General features: G+C 64.3%; 22 protein-coding genes and 1 riboswitch. Of the genes, 21 read left to right on the top strand and 1 reads right to left on the bottom strand.

The features are described from left to right. Positions 1–3 precede the first annotated feature (3 nt). From KIG99_RS19205 to KIG99_RS19185, 5 genes are read left to right on the top strand one after another with little or no spacing between them, the layout of a single operon-like run. Positions 4–834 carry a CheR family methyltransferase gene (locus tag KIG99_RS19205; RefSeq protein WP_226461629.1) on the top strand — a complete coding sequence of 277 codons (831 nt, stop codon included), beginning with the start codon at positions 4–6 and terminating at the stop codon, positions 832–834. An 8-nt stretch (positions 835–842) separates the two neighbouring features. Further along, positions 843–1,331, top strand: coding sequence for a chemotaxis protein CheD (locus KIG99_RS19200; protein WP_226461628.1), 489 nt, complete (start codon positions 843–845; stop codon positions 1,329–1,331). 3 nt (positions 1,332–1,334) lie between these two features. Continuing rightward, a complete protein-coding gene (locus tag KIG99_RS19195) occupies positions 1,335–2,420 on the top strand; it encodes a protein-glutamate methylesterase/protein-glutamine glutaminase (protein WP_226461627.1) in 1,086 nt (361 codons plus the stop codon). A gap of 29 nt (positions 2,421–2,449) precedes the next feature. Beyond that, on the top strand, positions 2,450–4,051 hold the full coding sequence (locus KIG99_RS19190; RefSeq protein ID WP_226461626.1) for a histidine kinase: 1,602 nt from the start codon (positions 2,450–2,452) through the stop codon (positions 4,049–4,051). After that, on the top strand, positions 4,048–4,677 hold the full coding sequence (locus tag KIG99_RS19185) for a response regulator (protein ID WP_226461625.1): 630 nt from the start codon (positions 4,048–4,050) through the stop codon (positions 4,675–4,677). Before KIG99_RS19190 ends, KIG99_RS19185 begins: the two co-directional genes overlap by 4 nt. 40 nt (positions 4,678–4,717) lie before the next feature. Here KIG99_RS19185 and KIG99_RS19180 read toward each other — a convergent pair whose 3' ends face one another. Further along, positions 4,718–5,158: a DUF302 domain-containing protein gene (locus KIG99_RS19180; RefSeq protein ID WP_226461624.1), complete on the bottom strand. Its 441-nt coding sequence runs from the start codon at positions 5,156–5,158 to the stop codon at positions 4,718–4,720. A gap of 126 nt (positions 5,159–5,284) precedes the next feature. Further along, positions 5,285–5,505, top strand: a riboswitch (cobalamin riboswitch). 136 nt (positions 5,506–5,641) lie between these two features. Here KIG99_RS19180 and KIG99_RS19175 point away from each other — a divergent pair. The 16 genes from KIG99_RS19175 (at position 5,642) to cobA (ending at position 18,044) form a co-directional block, all read left to right on the top strand. Then, positions 5,642–6,319: an energy-coupling factor ABC transporter permease gene (locus tag KIG99_RS19175; protein ID WP_226461623.1), complete on the top strand. Its 678-nt coding sequence runs from the start codon at positions 5,642–5,644 to the stop codon at positions 6,317–6,319. Continuing rightward, complete coding sequence (locus KIG99_RS19170) at positions 6,316–6,717, top strand: energy-coupling factor ABC transporter substrate-binding protein (RefSeq protein ID WP_226461622.1); 402 nt, start codon at positions 6,316–6,318, stop codon at positions 6,715–6,717. Before KIG99_RS19175 ends, KIG99_RS19170 begins: the two co-directional genes overlap by 4 nt. Next, positions 6,707–7,450, top strand: a complete 744-nt coding sequence (gene cbiQ / locus KIG99_RS19165; protein ID WP_226461621.1) for a cobalt ECF transporter T component CbiQ — start codon at positions 6,707–6,709, stop codon at positions 7,448–7,450. The genes KIG99_RS19170 and cbiQ overlap by 11 nt, the downstream gene beginning before the upstream one ends. Beyond that, positions 7,447–8,298: an energy-coupling factor ABC transporter ATP-binding protein gene (locus KIG99_RS19160; protein ID WP_226461620.1), complete on the top strand. Its 852-nt coding sequence runs from the start codon at positions 7,447–7,449 to the stop codon at positions 8,296–8,298. Before cbiQ ends, KIG99_RS19160 begins: the two co-directional genes overlap by 4 nt. 32 nt (positions 8,299–8,330) lie before the next feature. Continuing rightward, on the top strand, positions 8,331–9,122 hold the full coding sequence (cobM, locus tag KIG99_RS19155) for a precorrin-4 C(11)-methyltransferase (RefSeq protein WP_226461619.1): 792 nt from the start codon (positions 8,331–8,333) through the stop codon (positions 9,120–9,122). Then, positions 9,115–10,038, top strand: coding sequence for a sirohydrochlorin chelatase (locus KIG99_RS19150; protein ID WP_226461618.1), 924 nt, complete (start codon positions 9,115–9,117; stop codon positions 10,036–10,038). The genes cobM and KIG99_RS19150 overlap by 8 nt, the downstream gene beginning before the upstream one ends. Before the next feature lie 9 nt (positions 10,039–10,047). Beyond that, complete coding sequence (locus tag KIG99_RS19145) at positions 10,048–10,725, top strand: precorrin-8X methylmutase (RefSeq protein ID WP_226461617.1); 678 nt, start codon at positions 10,048–10,050, stop codon at positions 10,723–10,725. Continuing rightward, on the top strand, positions 10,726–11,874 hold the full coding sequence (locus KIG99_RS19140; protein ID WP_226461616.1) for a cobalt-precorrin-5B (C(1))-methyltransferase: 1,149 nt from the start codon (positions 10,726–10,728) through the stop codon (positions 11,872–11,874). It abuts the gene before it with no gap. After that, a complete protein-coding gene (cbiE, locus tag KIG99_RS19135) occupies positions 11,871–13,160 on the top strand; it encodes a precorrin-6y C5,15-methyltransferase (decarboxylating) subunit CbiE (RefSeq protein ID WP_226461615.1) in 1,290 nt (429 codons plus the stop codon). Before KIG99_RS19140 ends, cbiE begins: the two co-directional genes overlap by 4 nt. After that, entirely contained in the window at positions 13,157–13,936 is a 780-nt protein-coding gene (gene cobI, locus KIG99_RS19130) for a precorrin-2 C(20)-methyltransferase (protein ID WP_226461614.1), read from the top strand. Before cbiE ends, cobI begins: the two co-directional genes overlap by 4 nt. Continuing rightward, on the top strand, positions 13,929–14,402 hold the full coding sequence (locus KIG99_RS19125) for a GNAT family N-acetyltransferase (RefSeq protein ID WP_226461613.1): 474 nt from the start codon (positions 13,929–13,931) through the stop codon (positions 14,400–14,402). The genes cobI and KIG99_RS19125 overlap by 8 nt, the downstream gene beginning before the upstream one ends. After that, positions 14,399–15,142: a cobalamin biosynthesis central domain-containing protein gene (locus KIG99_RS19120; protein ID WP_226461612.1), complete on the top strand. Its 744-nt coding sequence runs from the start codon at positions 14,399–14,401 to the stop codon at positions 15,140–15,142. Before KIG99_RS19125 ends, KIG99_RS19120 begins: the two co-directional genes overlap by 4 nt. A gap of 409 nt (positions 15,143–15,551) precedes the next feature. Then, a complete protein-coding gene (locus tag KIG99_RS19115; protein ID WP_226461611.1) occupies positions 15,552–15,947 on the top strand; it encodes a cobalamin biosynthesis protein in 396 nt (131 codons plus the stop codon). Then, on the top strand, positions 15,944–16,930 hold the full coding sequence (cobJ, locus tag KIG99_RS19110; RefSeq protein ID WP_226461610.1) for a precorrin-3B C(17)-methyltransferase: 987 nt from the start codon (positions 15,944–15,946) through the stop codon (positions 16,928–16,930). The genes KIG99_RS19115 and cobJ overlap by 4 nt, the downstream gene beginning before the upstream one ends. After that, complete coding sequence (locus KIG99_RS19105; RefSeq protein WP_226461609.1) at positions 16,927–17,271, top strand: (2Fe-2S) ferredoxin domain-containing protein; 345 nt, start codon at positions 16,927–16,929, stop codon at positions 17,269–17,271. The genes cobJ and KIG99_RS19105 overlap by 4 nt, the downstream gene beginning before the upstream one ends. Next, positions 17,265–18,044, top strand: coding sequence for a uroporphyrinogen-III C-methyltransferase (gene cobA, locus KIG99_RS19100; RefSeq protein ID WP_226461608.1), 780 nt, complete (start codon positions 17,265–17,267; stop codon positions 18,042–18,044). Before KIG99_RS19105 ends, cobA begins: the two co-directional genes overlap by 7 nt. The last annotated feature ends 16 nt before the right edge of the window (positions 18,045–18,060 follow it).

Here is an 18,060-nt window from a genome sequence, read left to right as displayed (position 1 = left end):
CCTTTGAACGATTCATCACAGCTCGGCAACATTCCGATCAGCAATGCTGAATTCGGCTTGTTCCAGAAACTGACTTTCCAGATCGCTGGCATCAGCATCTCGGAAGCCAAGAAAGTCCTGCTCGTCGGGCGCCTGTCTCGGCGCCTGAAGGCACTCGGCTGCGACAACTTCAGCCAGTACTACAAGCATGTCACAACCGGCGACTGCGCCGCCGAACGGCAGACCATGGTCGACCTGCTGACCACCAACGAAACCTATTTCTTTCGCGAACCGAAGCACTTCGACCATCTTCGCCAACTGGCGGCCAGCCGGCGCAAGGGCAATACCTTTCGCGCCTGGAGCGCGGCGGCGTCGAGTGGTGAAGAGGCCTACACCATGGCCATGGTGCTCGCCGAAACCCTCGGTAACAGCCCATGGGAAATCGTCGGCACCGACATCAGCAGCCGCGTCCTGGCCAAGGCACAGGGGGGGCATTACCCGATGGAGAGGACGGACGGCATCCCTCCCCACATGCTGAAAAAATACTGCCTCAAAGGAATTCGCGAACAGGCCGGCACCCTGCTCATCGCACGGGAGCTACGCGAGCGCGTCAGGTTTCAGCAGTCCAACCTGCTGCAGCCAAGCAAGGGCATCGGCCAGTTCGACGTGATTTTCCTGCGCAACGTAATGATTTATTTCGAGAGCGAAACCAAACGCAAGGTCGTGGATAACCTTTTGCCTTATCTGAAAAGCGATGGCCATTTCATCGTCGGCCATTCCGAGTCCCTGAATGGCCTGACCGACAAGCTCGTCACCGTCGCGCCAACCATCTATCGCCACGCCAAGGCCTCATGAAGCGGCACATGCCAGCCCTCGATGTCTTTCTGCATCCGGGAGAATTCCATTTTGCAGCCGGGCCGGGACGTATCGGCACCCTGCTCGGCTCCTGCGTATCGGTAACATTGTGGCATCCCGGTCAATTCATCGGCGGCATGAGCCACATCCTGCTCCCGGCGCGCGGGCGAGGCCATCGCGGGCCGCTCGATGCACTCGACGCACGCTACGCCGACGAAAGTGTGGAATTGTTGTGCAACGAACTGCGGCGCCGCCATATCGCGCCGGCCAGCTGTCAGGCCAAGCTGTTCGGCGGCGGCAACATGTTCCCCGGCACCCGCGCCATGGATATCGGCCACCGCAACATCGAAGCCGCCCGCCAGGCGCTGGCTCGCCATGGCTTCAAGCTCGTCGCCGAACATGTCGGCGGCACGAGTCGTCGCCGGCTCTATCTTGATCTCGCCAACGGTGATGTCTGGCTGGCCGCCCACCGCCACACCACAGTTTCGGAAGATTGACACATGCAGAACAAAATCAAGGTCATGATCGTGGATGATTCGGCACTCGTCCGTCAGGTCGTCACACAGGCAATATCGAAGGACCCTTCGATCGAAGTCATCGGCACGGCGCAGGATCCGGTCTATGCCCTCGCCAAGATGCAGGCCAACTGGCCGGATGTCCTGGTACTGGATATCGAGATGCCGCGCATGGACGGGCTGACCTTTCTCAAGAAGATCATGGCCGAACATCCGACCCCGGTAATCATCTGCTCTTCCCTTGCCGAACGCGGTGCACAAGTCACCATGGAAGCGCTGGCGGTCGGGGCAGTCAACATCATTACCAAGCCAAAAATCGATCTCAAAGCCTTTCTTGAGGACTCTGCCAACGACATCCTGAGCGCCGTCAAGGCAGCGGCCCGCACCAACATCGGTGCCCTGCGCCGACTGACCAGTACGCCCACGCCCATACCAAGCCGAGCCAGGATTTCAGCCGATGCCATGCTGCCAAGCAGCCATTTCGGGGCAAAGATGTACGGCACAACCGATAAGCTGGTTGCGATCGGCACCTCGACCGGCGGCACCCAGGCGCTGGAAGCGGTCTTGACCCGGTTGCCCGCGGTGTGCACCGGCATCGTCATCGTGCAGCACATGCCGGAAAAATTCACCGCCATGTTTGCCGCCCGACTCGACAGCCTCTGCCAGTTGGAGATCAGGGAAGGCAAAGATGGTGACCGGGTACGCCCCGGCCTCGCCTTGATCGCGCCGGGCGGGCGCCACATGATGATCAAGCGCAGCGGCGCCCAGTATTACGTCGAGGTCAAGGACGGCCCTCTGGTCAATCGCCATAAACCATCGGTGGACGTGTTGTTCCGCTCGGTTGCCCAGGTCGCCGGCAAGAACGCCCTCGGCATCATCATGACCGGAATGGGTGACGATGGCGCCCGCGGCTTGAAGGAAATGTCTGAGAGCGGAGCAACAACCATTGCCGAGGACGAGTCGACTTGCGTGGTGTTTGGCATGCCCAAGGAAGCGATCAAGCTGGGCGGAGCCGACAAGGTTGTTCCCTTGGACAAAATTCCGCAGGAAATCATCACCTACGGCACCTGAGACCTGCCGAAACGCCAGGGACGAGTAAAATGCAGGAAACAATGTGCCGGCAACTGAACCGGCGCTCACTTTATTGTGAAAAAAAAGTGGAATTTTCCGAACTTGGCACAACAGGTAGCAACATTTTACTGGTGGGCAAGGCGACGCGGCATCGCTTCCAGATAACCCGCTTTCTTCTTCAACAAAGTTACGCGGTACATTCAAGCGAGAATATCGAAGAGGCACTTAGCTACATCGAGAATAAGCCACCTGATCTCATATTGCTCGATTTTGCGCCGCTCGACCTGGGTACTTGCGCCTTGTGTGCCCGTCTCAAGTCGATTCGGAATATCGGCGAAATTCCGATGATTTTCATCAGCCAGACGAATACCGATGAAGAACGAATCCGGGCCTTTGCCAGCGGCGCCACCGATTACATCAGCACCCCGATCATCATCCGCGAACTGCAAGTCCGCATCACGACGCATCTGGCATTACGTGATCGCCAGCTCATCCAGCGCCAAGTGCCGTGTACGCGCATGGCCGAGCTGGAAATGCAGAACAGCCGACTGATCACGAAAATAGCCGGCCTCAAGCAGGAGAAGCAGACCTTGCGCGAACGCAGTGCGCTGATCAACTGCCTGTTCGAGGCAAGCACGATAGGCATCGTCTTCTGGCGCAGCGATGGCACGCTGATCGACGCCAACAGCGCTTTTTTGCAACCCTTGGGCTTACGCCAGGAAGATATCCTCGATGAAAGCATCAACATGCTGCAACTGGTCGTTCCGGAAGAACGCGAATTGACTGCCCTTAATCTGGCAAACCTCAGTCCTGGCCGGCGCTACCTGCCCTATGAAAAACATTGTCTGGACAGGGAAGGCAATGTCATTCCCCTGCTTGTCGGCAGTGCTCACCTTGAAGACAACGAAGACATCGGCGTTTCCTTTGTCATGGATCTCTCCGAACAAAGACGGATGGAAAAGGAGCTGTTCGAATCGCGGCAACAACTACGCGACTTGGCAAGCCATGCCGAAAATGCCATGGAAAACGAGCGCAAGCGTATTGCCCGGGAAATCCACGACGGACTGGGTTCATTGCTGACCGCCATGAAAATGGATCTTTCGCTGCTTCGTATGGAAACCCAAGAACCGACCAAGGATTTTCGCCGCCGCCTTTATTCCATGCAACGCATTCTGGAAGACGCCGTCAGGGTGACTCGTCAGATTGCCAGCGAACTGCGCCCGGCCGTTATCAATCTTGGTCTGCTCGCGGCGGTCGAATGGCTGGCCGAGAACTTTCGCCAGCGTAGCGGAATTGCCTGCAGTATTGAGGCTTGTGGCGAAATTCCACTGGCCGACGCGCGGGCCACAGCACTGTTTCGTATCATTCAGGAGTCACTGACCAATGTTGCCCGCCACGCTCACGCCAGCGAGGTCATCATCAACATTGCACAGGACAATGGTGTGCTCAAGCTGGAGATTGCCGATAATGGCTGCGGCTTTGATCCGGGCGCAATTGGCAACCAGTCATTCGGTCTGCTCGGAATCCGCGAACGTCTGGAAGCACTTGCCGGCAATCTTGTCATCGACAGTTCACCAGGCCGCAGTACAAACCTGCACATCACACTGCCGATTGAGGAAATTGCATCATGATCCGTATCCTGATCGCCGACGATCACAGCATAGTCAGAAGTGGTCTGAAACAGATCATCGCCACCGACAAGGACTTCACGGTTGTCGGTGAAGCCTGCCATGGAGCCGAAGTACTCTGCAAACTGCAGCAGGGCGGCATCGACCTGCTACTGACCGACCTCAGCATGCCCGGCATCAACGCCCTGGACCTGATCTCTCGGGCCCGGGCCGAAGCGCCCAGGATTCCCATCGTCGTTCTCAGCATGCACAACGAAAGCCAGTTAGTCTCCCGTGTCCTGCGCGCCGGTGCTTCCGGTTACGTAACCAAAGGTAGCGATCCGGCCATCCTGCTCGCGGCAATCCGCAAGGTCGGACAGGGGGGGCGCTTCATCGATCCCAACCTGGTCGATGCCATCGTCTTTGGTACGCCGGAAGACGCCCCGCCGCACGCTATCCTGTCCGATCGCGAATATGAAGTGCTGCAACTTCTCGCGCGCGGGCTGTCGCTGGCCGAAATTGGCAGCAAGCTGTTCGTCAGTTCAAAGACCGTCAGTACGCACAAGGCACGCATGATGCAGAAGCTGGGAATCAACAATAACGCTGATCTGGTGCGCTACGCCCTGCGGCACGGCATGGTTCAGGAATAGATGCGGAGCGGAAGCTCGCAACGCATCATCAGGATACCCGTTAGCGCACCGCCTCCGCGACAACGTCTGCGAGCAGTTTATCGACCAGCGCCGCCGCCTTGCCCTGCGGCCGGCGATAGCTCAGCCAGACCTTGCCGGCTTCGCCTGGCAGCGTGTAGATCGAAAGTGCGAACGGGCACATCACGATGTTGTGCGGGTCAAGCTCCATCATCTTGCGCGACAGGCCGGCCGAGCAGAACTCGATGATCTCGGCTTCCGCGAATATCTTGCGGCCGGCACCGATGTCGGCCCCGGTCCGGGCCAGCATGTCGGCGATGTGCGAGGTGTAGTTGATGACCAGGCCACGGTTCTCGATGGCCATCACCACCGCCTCCTTGGCGTCGGCAAAACTGCCCGTCACCTGCTGCCGGCTGACCCAGTCGTCGGCCTGCACCAGTGCTGTATTGAGAAGGCAGATCAGGCTGAGCAGCAGGCGACGCATGGCGGACTCCATAAGAAAAATCGAATACTTTATTGTAAGGCGCAAGCCGGAAAATATCGTCATCGCCTGACGCCGCTCCGGATGGCGGCAAAAACAAAAAACTGTCCGGCATCCGGTTTTCGTGACTATAATCCGCGCCATTCGGGTATCCCGGTTTGCGATCGCAGGCCGGGATTAAACGGGAAGCCGGTGAAGAAGACGTTGCCCCGCAACGTTCCTCCATTCCGGCACAGCCCCCGCTGCTGTAAGCCAGACGACTCCACCCCACGCCACTGTGCAGTGCATGGGAAGGTTGGTGGAGAAGGATGATGGCGAGTCAGAAGACCGGCCCGATGCTTGTGTCGCACCATTCTCCGGGGTTCTGGGAAGGGTCTGAAGATTCGCCGTTGCTGCGTGCCTGTGCACCCATTGTCCCAATCCGGCCCATCCTCCGATCTCACCTTTCATACCCCGGCGGTTTAATTTAGCTTCGGGGATGAAGTCATGCACATCATGGAAGGTTTCCTGCCGCCGGCGCACGCCCTCGGCTGGAGTCTGGCCGCCCTGCCCTTCGTGGCACTCGGCGTGCGTTCGCTGCGCCGGCAACTGCAGGCGCAACCGGAGCAGCGCATGCTGCTCGGCGTTGCCGCCGCCTTTTCCTTCACGCTGTCGGCGCTGAAGCTGCCGTCGGTCACCGGCAGTTGCTCGCATCCGACCGGCGTCGGGCTCGGTGCGCTGTTGTTCGGACCGGCCGCGATGGTGCCGGTTGGCCTCGTCGTGCTGCTTTTCCAGGCGCTGCTGCTGGCGCACGGCGGGCTAACGACGCTCGGCGCCAACCTGTTCTCGATGGCCATCGTCGGGCCTTTCGTCGCCGCCGGCCTGTTCCGCGCCGGCCGCGCCCTCGCCCTGCCGCTTTCCGCCTGTGTCTTTACCGCCGCCGCACTTGGCGACCTGGCGACCTACGTGACGACGGCTATCCAGCTCGCCTGGGCCTTTCCCGATCCGGCCGGCGGCTTTGCCGGCTCGTTTGCCAAGTTCGGCGCCATTTTCGCGATCACCCAGATCCCGCTGGCGATCAGCGAAGGCCTGCTCACCGTGCTCGTGGTTAATGCGTTGCGCCGCTTCAATGCCGAAGAGCTGCAAAAGTTGCCGCTGTTCGGTCAACGCGAGGCCAAGGCATGAAACTGCGCAACTGGCTGATTCTGGCCGCCGTCGTGCTGTTGACCGTGCTGCCGCTGTGGCTCGCCGCGCCGCCGGCAATCGGTCCGGATGGCATCCCCGGCGAGCACTTCGGCGGTGCCGACAATAAGGCGCAAGAAGCCATCGGCGAGATTGCGCCGGGTTACAAACCGTGGTTTTCGCCGCTGCTCGAACCGGCGAGCGGCGAAATCGCCTCGCTGCTCTTCGCCTTGCAGGCAGCGCTCGGCGCCGGCTTCATCGGCTACTGGCTGGGCGCCTCGGTGACGCGCGAACGGCTGCGCCGGGAAATGAACGAAAAGCTGAACGGAAAACCGGCCGGGTCAGAGGCCGCGCCGACGGCAAGCGCCCAATCCGGCGAAAGCGCAGCGCATGCTGATTGAGCGCGCCGCCTACGGCAATCGCTGGCGCGCCGTCAGCCCGGCCGCCAAAGGCCTGCTCGCACTGGCCGGACTAGGTGCCGCGCTGCTTGCCGGCTCGCCGACTGCTGCCGCAATGATCGCCGGCCTGCTCATGCTGGCAACCCTGCTCGGTGCCGCGGTACCGCTCACGCTCTACCTGCGCGTCGCGATGCCGGCGCTGGGCTTTCTTGCCCTGTCCGCCCTGTCGCTGCTTTTCTCGCTGAGTGCCGATGCCGCCGGACAGCTTTCCTGGCAGATTGCGCCGGATGCCGCAGCCAACATCGCCGCCGTCACCGGCCGCTCCCTGGCGGCGCTCGCCGCCCTGCTCGGCCTCGTGCTGACCACGCCGCTGCCCGACCTGATCGCCCTGCTCCGCCGCCTGCGCGTCCCCGACGTGCTGCTCGACCTGATGGTGCTCTGTTACCGCATGCTTTTCGTCTTTTCGACTGCCATCGAAGAAACGCGCACCGCCCAGGCAGCCCGCCTCGGCTACAGCTCGCCGCGGCGCAGCCTGAATTCGCTCGGCCTGCTCGCCGCCGGTTTGAGCGTCCAGGTCTGGCAACGCGCCCGCGCCCTGCATCTCGCCGCCGAAGCGCGTTGCGGCAGCGGCGCGCTGCGTTTCCTGACGCCGCAATTCCAGCATGCCGGCCGCGATACGGCGCTGGCCGGGCTGGCCGGCGGCCTGCTCTTGGCCATCGGAGGCTGCGCCGGATGAGCCCGCTGATCGAACTGCACACCGTCGAACATCGCTACCCGGACGGCAGCGCCGGTCTCGATGGCTGCTCGCTGCGCATCGCGCCGGGCAGCCGCAACGCCCTGCTCGGCGCCAATGGCTCGGGCAAGACGACGCTGCTGCTGCATCTCAACGGCCTGCTCCAGGCCAGTGCCGGGCGCATCGACTTTGCCGGCCAGCCGCTAGCCAACGGGCGCGATGGACTCAACGCGCTGCGCCGCCGGGTCGGCCTTGTCTTCCAGAATCCCGACCGGCAGTTGTTCTCGGCCAGCGTCGTCGAGGATGTCTCGTTCGGGCCGCTCAATCTCGGTCTCGACGAAGCGACGGTGCGCCGGCGCGTCGGCGAGGCGCTGGCCGCGGTCGGCCTCGCCGAGTTGGCCGACAAGCCGGTGCATCACCTGAGTTTCGGCCAGAAGAAGCGCGTCTGCATCGCCGGCGTGCTCGCCATGCAACCCGAGGTGCTGCTGCTTGACGAACCGATGGCCGGGCTCGATGCCGGCATGCAGAACGAACTGCTCGGCGTGCTCGACGCGCTGTCGGCGCGCGGCATCACCATCCTGCTATCCACGCACGACGTCGATTTCGCCTATCACTGGGCCGAACAGATCCACCTGCTGGCCGCCGGGCGCTGCATCGCCTCCTTCGCTGCCGATCAATTGCCGCAACAGGCGAGCGCCCTGCACGCCGCCGGCCAGCCGCTACCCGCCGTCGTCGACCTGCACCTGTCGCTGTGCTGCCTCGGCCACCTCGCGGCATCACCCGTACCGCGCAGCCTGGGCGAACTCGCCAGCCTGCTCAAACAAGAGGAACACGCATGCAAATTAGCCTGATTTCGGCGGTCGACCGCCTGGAGAACCGATAAATGCCCGGCAAGATCTGGTTTGTCGGCGCCGGCCCCGGCGATCCCGACCTCCTCACCGTCAAGGGTCGCAAGCTGCTCGAAGCGGCCGGCGCAGTGCTTTTCGCCGGCTCGCTGGTCGACCAGGCGGCGACGCTGTTCAGCCCGCCCGGCTGCGAGATCCGCGACTCCAAGGACATGACACTGGAAGAAATGAGCGCCTGGCTGATCGAACGGGCTGCCCGCCATGCAACCGTGGTCCGCCTGCAAACCGGCGACCCCGGCCTCTATGGCGCGCTGATCGAGATGACCCGGCCGCTGACCGCCGCCGGTATCGAATGGGCCGTGGTGCCCGGCGTGTCGTCGGCGATGGCGGCTATGGCCGCGGCCGGCGAAACGCTGACCCTGCCGGAAGTGACGCAGACGGTGATCCTCACCCGTGTCGCCGGGCGCACGCCGATGCCGCCCGGCGAAGAACTCGAAGCCCTCGCCGCACACAAGACGACGCTCTGCATTTACCTGTCGATCACCCTGCTGCACAAGGTACAGGACGCGCTGCGCGCCGCCGGCTGGGCCGAGGATGCGCCGATCCTGGTGGTGCAGAAGGCGAGCTGGCCGGGCGAGGAAAAGATCGTGCGCGGCACCCTGGCCGACATCAAGCGCCGCTGCCAGGACGCCAAGATCGCCAGCCAGGCCATGATCGTCGCCAGCCCGACGCTGGGCGCCGCCGACTGGCCGGAACTGATCCGCTCGAAACTTTACGACCCGACTTTCACCCACCGCTTCCGCAAGGCTACGGAGACCCAGAATGACTAATGCCACCACCATCCTGCTCGTCGGCCACGGCTCGCGCGGCCGCGCGGGCAATACCGAAACCATCAATTTCGCCGCGCAGTGGCGGGAACGCCATCCCGAATGGCGCATCGAGACCTGCTTCATCGAGCACGCCGACGTGCTGCTCGACGAAGGTCTCGACCGGGCGGCGCGCCATGCCGAAAAAGTGCTGGTCATTCCCTTCATCCTGAACGCCGCCGGCCACGTCAAGATGGAACTGCCGGCGGCGCTGGAAAACGCCCGCCAGCGTCATCCCGGCGTCAGTTTCAGCGTCAGCCGTCATCTCGGCATGGGGCGCGAGATCTTTGCCGTGCTGCAAGGCCAGCTCGATCGCCTGATGAAGCAACTGGCGATGCCCGATCCGATGACCACCGGCGTCATCCTGCTCGGCCGCGGCTCGTCCGACGCCGGCGCCAATGGCGAACTGGCCAAGATGGCGCGCTGGCTGTTCGAGGAAAACGAGCACGAACTGGTCGATCTCGCCTTCACCGGCGTCACCTGGCCGCGCCTGGAAAGCGTCGTGCAGCGCCAGGTCCGGCTCGGCATGATGCAGATCGCCATCGTGCCGGTCTATCTGTTCACCGGCGTGCTGATCGAACGCATCCAGTTGCAGCTGCAACGCCTGCAGCAGCAGTACCCGCAGATCAGCTTCGCGCTCGGTACGCATTTCGGCTTCGATCCGGGCATTTTCGAATTGCTCGACAACAAGGTCAGCGGCGAGCATGCCGCCGGCCCGATGCTCGAATGCGACGGCTGCAAATACCGCGAACTGGCCGAGGCAGAACACCTGCACGACCACAGCCACACCGCGCTCGCCGGCGGACACGGCTGCGCACATGGCCACGACCACCCGCACGATCACCCGCATGAGCATGACCATGCCTGCGTGCACGCCTGAGAAAAAGACATGAGCAAAAACACCGTTACCGAGCAGTTGACCGCTGCCGGCCGTGCCATCGAGCACGACTCCTTCGCCGTCATCGACGCCGAGGCCGGCCCGCACAATTACAGCGCCGAACAGTGGCCGCTGGTGCGTCGCATGATCCACGCCAACGCCGATTTCGAATTCAACGGCCTGACCGCCTTCCACCCGGACGCGATGCGTGCCGGTTTCCAGGCCGTGCTGCGCGGCGGCACACCCATCGTCGCCGATGTCGAGATGATCTGCGTCGGGCTGTCGAAACCGCGTTTGCAGCACTTCGGCCTGACGACGCACCATTACATTTCCGACGCCGACGTGATCGCCGCCGCCCAGGCCGCCGACACGACGCGCGCCGTGCAGGCCATGCGCAAGGCGCAGCGCCTCGGCAAGCTCGAGGGCGCCATCGTCGGCATCGGCAATGCGCCGACCGCGCTGATCGAACTGGTCCGCTTGATCCGCGAGGAAGGCGTGCGCCCGGCGCTGGTCGTCGGTATGCCGGTCGGCTTCGTCTCGGCCGCCGAATCGAAAGACCTGCTGATGACCGTGGACGAAGTGCCCTGGGTCGCGATCAAGGGCCGCAAGGGCGGCTCGACGCTGGTGGTCGCGGCGATCCACGCCATGCTGTCGCTGGCCGAAGCCGAACAGCACGGCAGCCCGCGCTAAATGGCTGAAAACGCAAAACCGGACAAGATCCGCAAGGGTGACGGCAAGCGCCAGCGCGGCAACCGCAGCGGCTTCACGACCGGCGCCTGTGCGGCCGCCGCAGCGCGGGCCGCGACGCTCGGCCTGGTCCTCAGCGAAGTGCCGGAGACGATTGTCTGCCACCTGCCCAACGGCAGCGATGTCAGCTTTGCGGTGACCGACGGCTGCGTCGAAGAATCGTCCGGCACGGCGCACGCCGTGGTCATCAAGGATGCCGGCGACGATCCGGATGCGACCAACGGCGCCCACCTGACCGCCGACGTCCGCCTGCTGCCGCACCGCGCCGGCGAAATCCTGCTCGCCGGCGGCCCCGGCGTCGGCATCGTGACCAAGGACGGACTCGGCCTCGAAGTCGGCGGCCCGGCGATCAACCCGGTGCCGCAACGCAACATCCGCGACAACGTGCGTGCCGTGGCCGGCGAACTGCTCGACCACGACGGCCTGGAAGTGACGATTTCGGTACCCGGCGGCGAGGAAATGGCGAAAAAGACGCTGAATGCCCGGCTCGGCATCCTGGGCGGCATTTCCATCCTCGGCACCACCGGCATCGTCCGCCCCTACTCGACTGCCGCCTTTCGCGCCAGCGTCGTGCAGGCGGTCGATGTCGCCGCCAAGCAGGGCCAGACCAGCGCCGTATTCACCACCGGCGGGCGCACCGAAAAATTCGCCATGGCCCAGTTGCCGGAGCTCGACGAATCCTGCTTCGTGCAGATGGGCGACTTCGTCAAGGCGGCCTTTGCCAGCGCCATCAAGCGCAAGCTGCCGCATGTCTATGTCGGCGCGATGGTCGGCAAGCTGACCAAGATGTGCCAGGGACTGGCCGTGACGCATGCCTGGAAGGCCGAGGTCGACCGCGACATCCTCGCCGAATCGGCACAGGAAGTCGGCGCCCCGCCCGACCTGGTCGAGGAAATCCGCGCCGCCGAAACCGCACGCTTCGCCGCCGAACGCCTGGCCGGCCTCGGCCTCGCCGTCGAATTCCACCGCAGGCTGGCGATCAAGGCGATCCGCAGTCTCAAGGGCATGCACCCCGGCCCCTACCACCTGACCGTACTGGTCTGCGATTTCGAGGGCAATTTCATCTGCCGCGTCGAGGAAGAAGAAGCATGACGAAAACCCAAAACTGCATCCTGCTCGGCATTCTCGACGACGGCTGGGCCGGCCTTTCCGACGCCGCCCGCCAGCATCTGCACGCAGCCGACCTGGTGATCGGCGCCGGCCGTACGCTCGATCTGGTCCGCCCGCAGCTCGCCGAGCACAGTGAACTGCGCGATATGGACGGCCAACTCGCCGCCGTATCGGGCTGGATCACTGCTGCCACAAGCGACGGCCGGCACGTCGTCGTGCTCGCCACCGGCGATCCGCTCTGCCACGGCATCGCCGGCTGGCTGGGCGGCAAGCTCGGCGCGGAGGCGCTGACCGTGATACCCGCCGTCTCGACGCTGCAACTGGCCTTTGCCCGCTTCCAGACGCCCTGGGCGGAGATCAAGATCGCCTCCTGCCACAGCGCCGATGCCGGCGAATGGGTGGTCGGGGCGACGCCGACGCACGGCCTTTACCCGCTGATGCGCGCCATCGCGCTGCACCCGCGCGTCGCGCTGTTCACCAGCCCGCAGAACGATCCGGCGCGCCTGGCGCGGGCGCTGTTGATCGCCGGCTACCCTGAGGCGCGGCTGTCGGTGGCTTGCCGGCTGCTGCTGCCCGACGAGGCAATCCATATCGGCCTGGCAGCGGTCGACGCCGCAAAAATGGCCTTTTCCGGCCCCAATGTCGTGTTGGTCGAACGCCCGCCGGAAAGCGCGCCGGCTTTCGGGCGCGACGATCTCGCCTACATCCAGCGCTCGCCCGAGAAGGGCCTGATCACCAAGCAGGAAGCGCGCGCCTTGTCGCTCGCCAAATTGCAGATCAAGCCGAACGCCATCGTCTGGGACATCGGCGCCGGTTCCGGCTCGGTCGGCCTCGAAGCCGCCGGGCTGGCGCCGCTGGGCCATGTCTGGGCGATCGAGAAGAACGCCGGCGATGCCGCCAACGCCTGCGCCAACGCCGAGCGTTTCCGGATCGGCAACTACACGCTTTGCGAAGGCAAGGCGCCGGCGCTGCTCGACACCTGGCCGGACCCGGACGCGGTGTTCATCGGTGGATCCGGCGGCGAGCTGGACGAACTGATCCGCCTGATCCTCGCCCGCCTGAAACCCGGCGGCCGGCTGGTGATGAACTTCGTCACGCTGGAAAACCTGGCGACGGCGACAACCACGCTCAAGGCCGTCGGCGCCGGCTGGGACGTGGTGCAACTGCAGGCCAGCCGCAGCCAGCCAATTCTCGACATGCATCGCATGGCGGCGCAAAACCCGGTGTGGATCGTCACCGCCTGGGCACAAGACAAGGAAGCTCAATGACGCAACAACATTACGGCAAACTCATCGGCGCCTCGCTCGGCCCCGGCGACCCCGAACTGATCACCCGCCGTGCCTGGGCGGCGCTGCAATCCGGCGCGCGCTGGCTGTACCCGGTCAAAAAGGCCGAGGAGTCCTCCTACGCGCTGGCCATCGTCGAACGCGGCGGCATCGCCGTGCCGGCCGACGCCGTCGAGCTGGTCTTCCCGATGACGCGCGACGCCGAGATCCTGGCCAAGGCCTGGGCGCGCGCCGCGACGCAGACCGTCGAACTGCTCGCCAGCGGCCGCGACCTCGTCTTCCTGGTCGAAGGCGACGCCTCGACCTTCGCCACCTTCGGCCACCTCGCCCGCGTCGTCCGCGAACTGGTGCCCGAGGTCAAAGTCGAGACCATTCCCGGCGTCTCCTCGTTTGCCGCCGCCGCGGCGACCACCGGCACGACGCTCGCCGAGGAGGACGAAACCTTCGCCATCATCCCGGCCGCCTACGGCGTCGGCGTCATCGACCACCTGCTCGACGAGTTCGACACCCTGGCGCTGCTCAAAGTGAAGCCGCTGCTCGACGAGATCCTCGACCTGCTCGAACGCCGCGAGCTGCTGGCGACCTCAGTGTTCATCGAGAAGGTCGGTTCGCCGCAGGAGCGCATCGTGCGCGACGTCGCCAGCCTGCGCGGCGAGAAGGTCAATTACCTGTCGCTGCTGCTCGTCCAGAACCCCAAGCGCGTGCGCGGCGAACTGCGACGCGGTTGCCGCAAACGCAAGGAGGTGGCAAATGCCTGAAACAATCCGCAAGTGCACGCCGGCTGATGCCGAAGCGATTGCAGCCCTGATCGGCAAGCTGAGTCATTATTTTGTGGCCGATGCCGCTGCCGCCAGTGTCCAGCCCTTCCTCGCGACCTTTCGCCCCCCTGCCATCGCCGAGCTACTGGCCAAGCCGGAGTTCGTCAGTCTGGCGGCAGAGGAAGACGGGCGCCTGGTCGGCGTCATCACCTTGCACCGTCCGGCCCATCTGCACCATCTCTTCGTCAGCCCGGATACGCATCGGCGCGGGATCGCCCGCAGTCTGTGGCGTGCCATCCAGGCCGAGTTTCCCGTGCCGGCAACAGTCACCGTCAATTCCTCCGAATTTGCCGTGCCGGTCTATCAACGCCTCGGGTTCGTCGCGACGGCTGAAGTACAGGAGCGGAATGGCGTGCGCTACGTCCCGATGTGCCGAACGCCCGATTTAGCCGGAGCAAATGAATGAAATACGCTGTCGTCTCCATCACCAAACATGGCATCGCGCTGGCCGCGAAAGTCGTTGCCGCACTGCCCGGCGCGCAACTGTTCGCGCCCGAAAAATTCCGCGTCGAAGCCGAGGCCGCCGCGCCGGGCGCCGCCCATTGCTATGAGGGCAAGGTCGGCGACCAGATCCCGGCGCTGTTCGCCGCCTTCGACGGCATCATCGCCATCGTTTCGCTCGGCGCCGTGGTGCGCCTGATCGCGCCGCACCTGAAAAACAAGGAAAGCGATCCAGCCGTCGTCGTCATCGACGAAGCCGGCCGCTTCTCGATTCCCGTGCTCTCCGGCCACCTCGGCGGCGCCAACGCGCTGGCCGGCCACCTCGCCACGGCGCTCGGCGCGCAAGCCGTGCTGACCACCGCCTCGGACGCCCGCCAGACGATCGGCGTGGACCTGCTTGGCCGCGAACTGGGCTGGACCTTCGAAGCGACGCACGCAGAACTGGTGCGGGTCAGCGCCGCGATGGTCAATGACGAAGCGGTCGCGCTGGTCCAGGAAGCCGGCTCGCCCAACTGGTGGTTCAACCACGCCAACGGCCGCACCGGCCCCTTGCCGGCCAACGTCACGCTGTTTGAAAAACTCGAGGAAATCGATGTTGACCGCTACGCCGCGGTGCTGTGGATCAGCGAGCGGGCGATGCCGGCGGAGTACGCGGTACGGCTGGCGGGGCGGCAGGTGACGTATCGGCCGAAGGCTGAAGGCTGAACACAGCAATGGCAAAACCAAATACATCTGGCGCGACCACGCTGATCGCCCGACGCCCATCGCTTGCGCGGCTACCGGCTGAGTGGAGGCTGTTTGCCCGTCCGGTGGACACGGAAAAGAGCTTGGTCGCCACCGAACTGCTGTTTTCCGCCGTGGCGCGGCGTCTTACTTTCTTTGCTTCGCCAAAGAAAGTAAGCAAAGAAAGGCGACCCCTACGTTCGCGCCGGGCCTGTGGCCCGGTTCCCTGCGCTGCTCAAGCCGCCAGGGGGCTCGCTAAACTCGCCTGCGGCTCAAACAACGCGAGCCCACTGCTCCTGGCGGCTCTGCGCTGCTCGGCGCTCTCGAAGGGGGGCTTGTCTACACTCCGCTCTCTTTTTGGTCCGTTTTTCTGGGTTCGGGAGTTTTCCTTTTGAAAATCGCCCTCGGCCTCGGTTGCGACCGCAACACCCCTGCCATCACCATCGAACGCTGCATCGCCCAGGCGCTCGCCGCCTGCGGCGCTTCGCTGGCGGACGTCTGGGCGGTGGCCAGCATCGACCTCAAGGCCAACGAAACCGGACTGCTGCATGTCATCGAAAGCCACGCCTGGCCGTGCCTGTTCTATACGGCAGCCGAACTGGCAGCGGTCGACGTGCCAAATCCGTCGGAAACCGTCCGCAAATACACCGGCACGCCTTCCGTCTCGGAAGCAGCGGCGCTGCTCGCGGCCGGCGCCGACAAAAGTCATCTACTCATCGAAAAACACAAGCTGCGCGGCCTGGACGGCCGCAACGCCACCGTCTCCATTGCAAGGATCCCCACATGAACGCACCAGAAAACACCGGCAAAACCGGCAAGATCATGCTCGTCGGCCTCGGCCCGGGCAGCCACGACCACCTGACGGCGCGCGCCCGCACCGCGATTGCCGAGGCCGACACGGTGATCGGCTACGTCACCTACATCCGCCTGGTCGCCGACCTGGTCGAGGGCAAGGAAGTCATCAAGAAGTCGATGACCGAGGAGCTCGACCGCGCCATCGAGGCGCTCGACCGCGCCCGCCAGGGCAAGAAGGTGGCGCTGGTGTCGTCGGGCGACGCCGGCGTGTACGGCATGGCCGGACCGACTTTCGAGGTGCTGTTCCAGGCCGGCTGGACGCCGGATTCGGACATTGAAGTCGAGATTGTGCCCGGCGCTTCGGCGCTCAACACCTGCGCCGCACTGGTCGGTGCGCCGCTGACCCACGATTTCTGCGCCATTTCGCTGTCCGACCTGCTGACGCCGTGGCCGACCATCGCCCGCCGGCTCGATGCCGTGGCCTATGCCGATTTCGTCGTCGCGCTGTACAACCCGAAGAGCGGCCGCCGCACGCAGCAGATCGTCGAGGCGCAGCGCCTGTTCCTGCGCCATCGCGATCCGCAGACGCCGGTGGCGATCGTCAAATCGGCCTACCGGCCGAAGCAGCGCATCGAGTTCACGACGCTGGAAAAGATGGCCGAGGCCGATATCGGCATGCTGACCACGGTGCTGATCGGCAATTCCAACACATTCGTGCGGCACGGCCTGATGGTGACGCCGCGCGGCTACGCCAACAAGTACGCGGTGGCCGACGGCGAACGCAACACGCACGCCGGCGAACAGGCCGGCCGCTCGCTGTCGACCGGACTCAACGGCTGGATGGCGGAAATCCAGGCAAGCGGCAAGACGGCCGCCGAACTAGCCGTCGATTACCGCCTGCCCGCAGACTACATCGCCGCCGTGCTGGCAACTCAAATACCGGAAGAAGGCGAAGCCAACGAGGTCGAAGCATGAGCGAAGCCGTCAAGCCGAAGATCGGCGCCTACAAACGCCACCTGCTGGTGTGCACCGGCCCGCGCTGTACGGTCAACGGCGAATCCGAGGCACTTTTCGGCCGCCTCGGCGAAACGCTGAAAGCCGCCGGGCTGGACCAGGGCGAGCTGCGCGTCAAGCGCACCAAGGTCGGCTGCTTCGCCGCCTGCAAGGGCGGCCCGGTGATGTGCGTGCAGCCCGACGGCACCTGGTATTACAACGTCACCGAGGACAACCTGGAACGCATCGTCGAGCAGCACCTGAAAAACGGCGAAGTCGTCGCCGATCTCGTCTTCCACCAGGCGGAACCCGGCGCATGCTGACGTCCTCGCCTTTTCCTCCCTCCCCCTTTCCGCCCGGCAGCGTGGCGCTGGTCGGCGCCGGTCCCGGCGATCCGGAACTGCTGACGCTGAAGGCGTTGCATCGCCTGCAGCAGGCCGAAGTCATCGTCTACGACAATCTGGTGGCGCCGGAAATCCTCGCTTTTGCACCGTCGACCGCCGAGCGCATCTACGTCGGCAAGGCGGCCGGCAATCACACCTTGCCGCAGGAAGACATCTCGCAACTGCTGCTTGAACTGGCCCGCGCCGGACGCCGCGTCGTCCGCCTCAAGGGCGGCGATCCCTTCGTCTTCGGGCGTGGCGGCGAGGAAATGGAAGTGCTGCTCGAAAACGGCATCGCGGTGGACATCGTGCCCGGCATCACCGCCGCGCTTGGTGCTGCGGCCGCCTTCGGTTTTCCGCTGACGCACCGCGACCACGCACAAAGCTGTGTCTTCGTCACCGGCCATCTCAAGGATCACACGATAGACCTGAACTGGGCCGCCCTCGCCCAGCCCAACCAGACGGTCGTCATCTACATGGGCGTCAAGGGCCTGGAGATCATCAGCGAGCGCTTGCAGGCCGCCGGCCTGCCCGGCGACACACCGGCCGCGCTGATCTACAAGGCGACCTGGCCGCAACAGCGCATCTATCCGAGCCGGCTCGACCACCTGCCGCAGACGGCAAGGGAATTCGCCGTGAAACCGCCGACCCTGCTCGTCATCGGCAGCGTCGTCGGCCTGCTCGACAAGGAGAAAGTACACACCGGCATTTAAGGAATTTCCGGCCGGA

It is taken from the genome of Quatrionicoccus australiensis, from assembly GCF_020510425.1.
GTDB classification, from domain to species: Bacteria; Pseudomonadota; Gammaproteobacteria; order Burkholderiales; family Rhodocyclaceae; genus Azonexus; species Azonexus australiensis_A.
The sequence above is the reverse complement of the archived record's forward strand: the minus strand, read 5'-3'. Positions and strand labels throughout refer to the sequence as shown.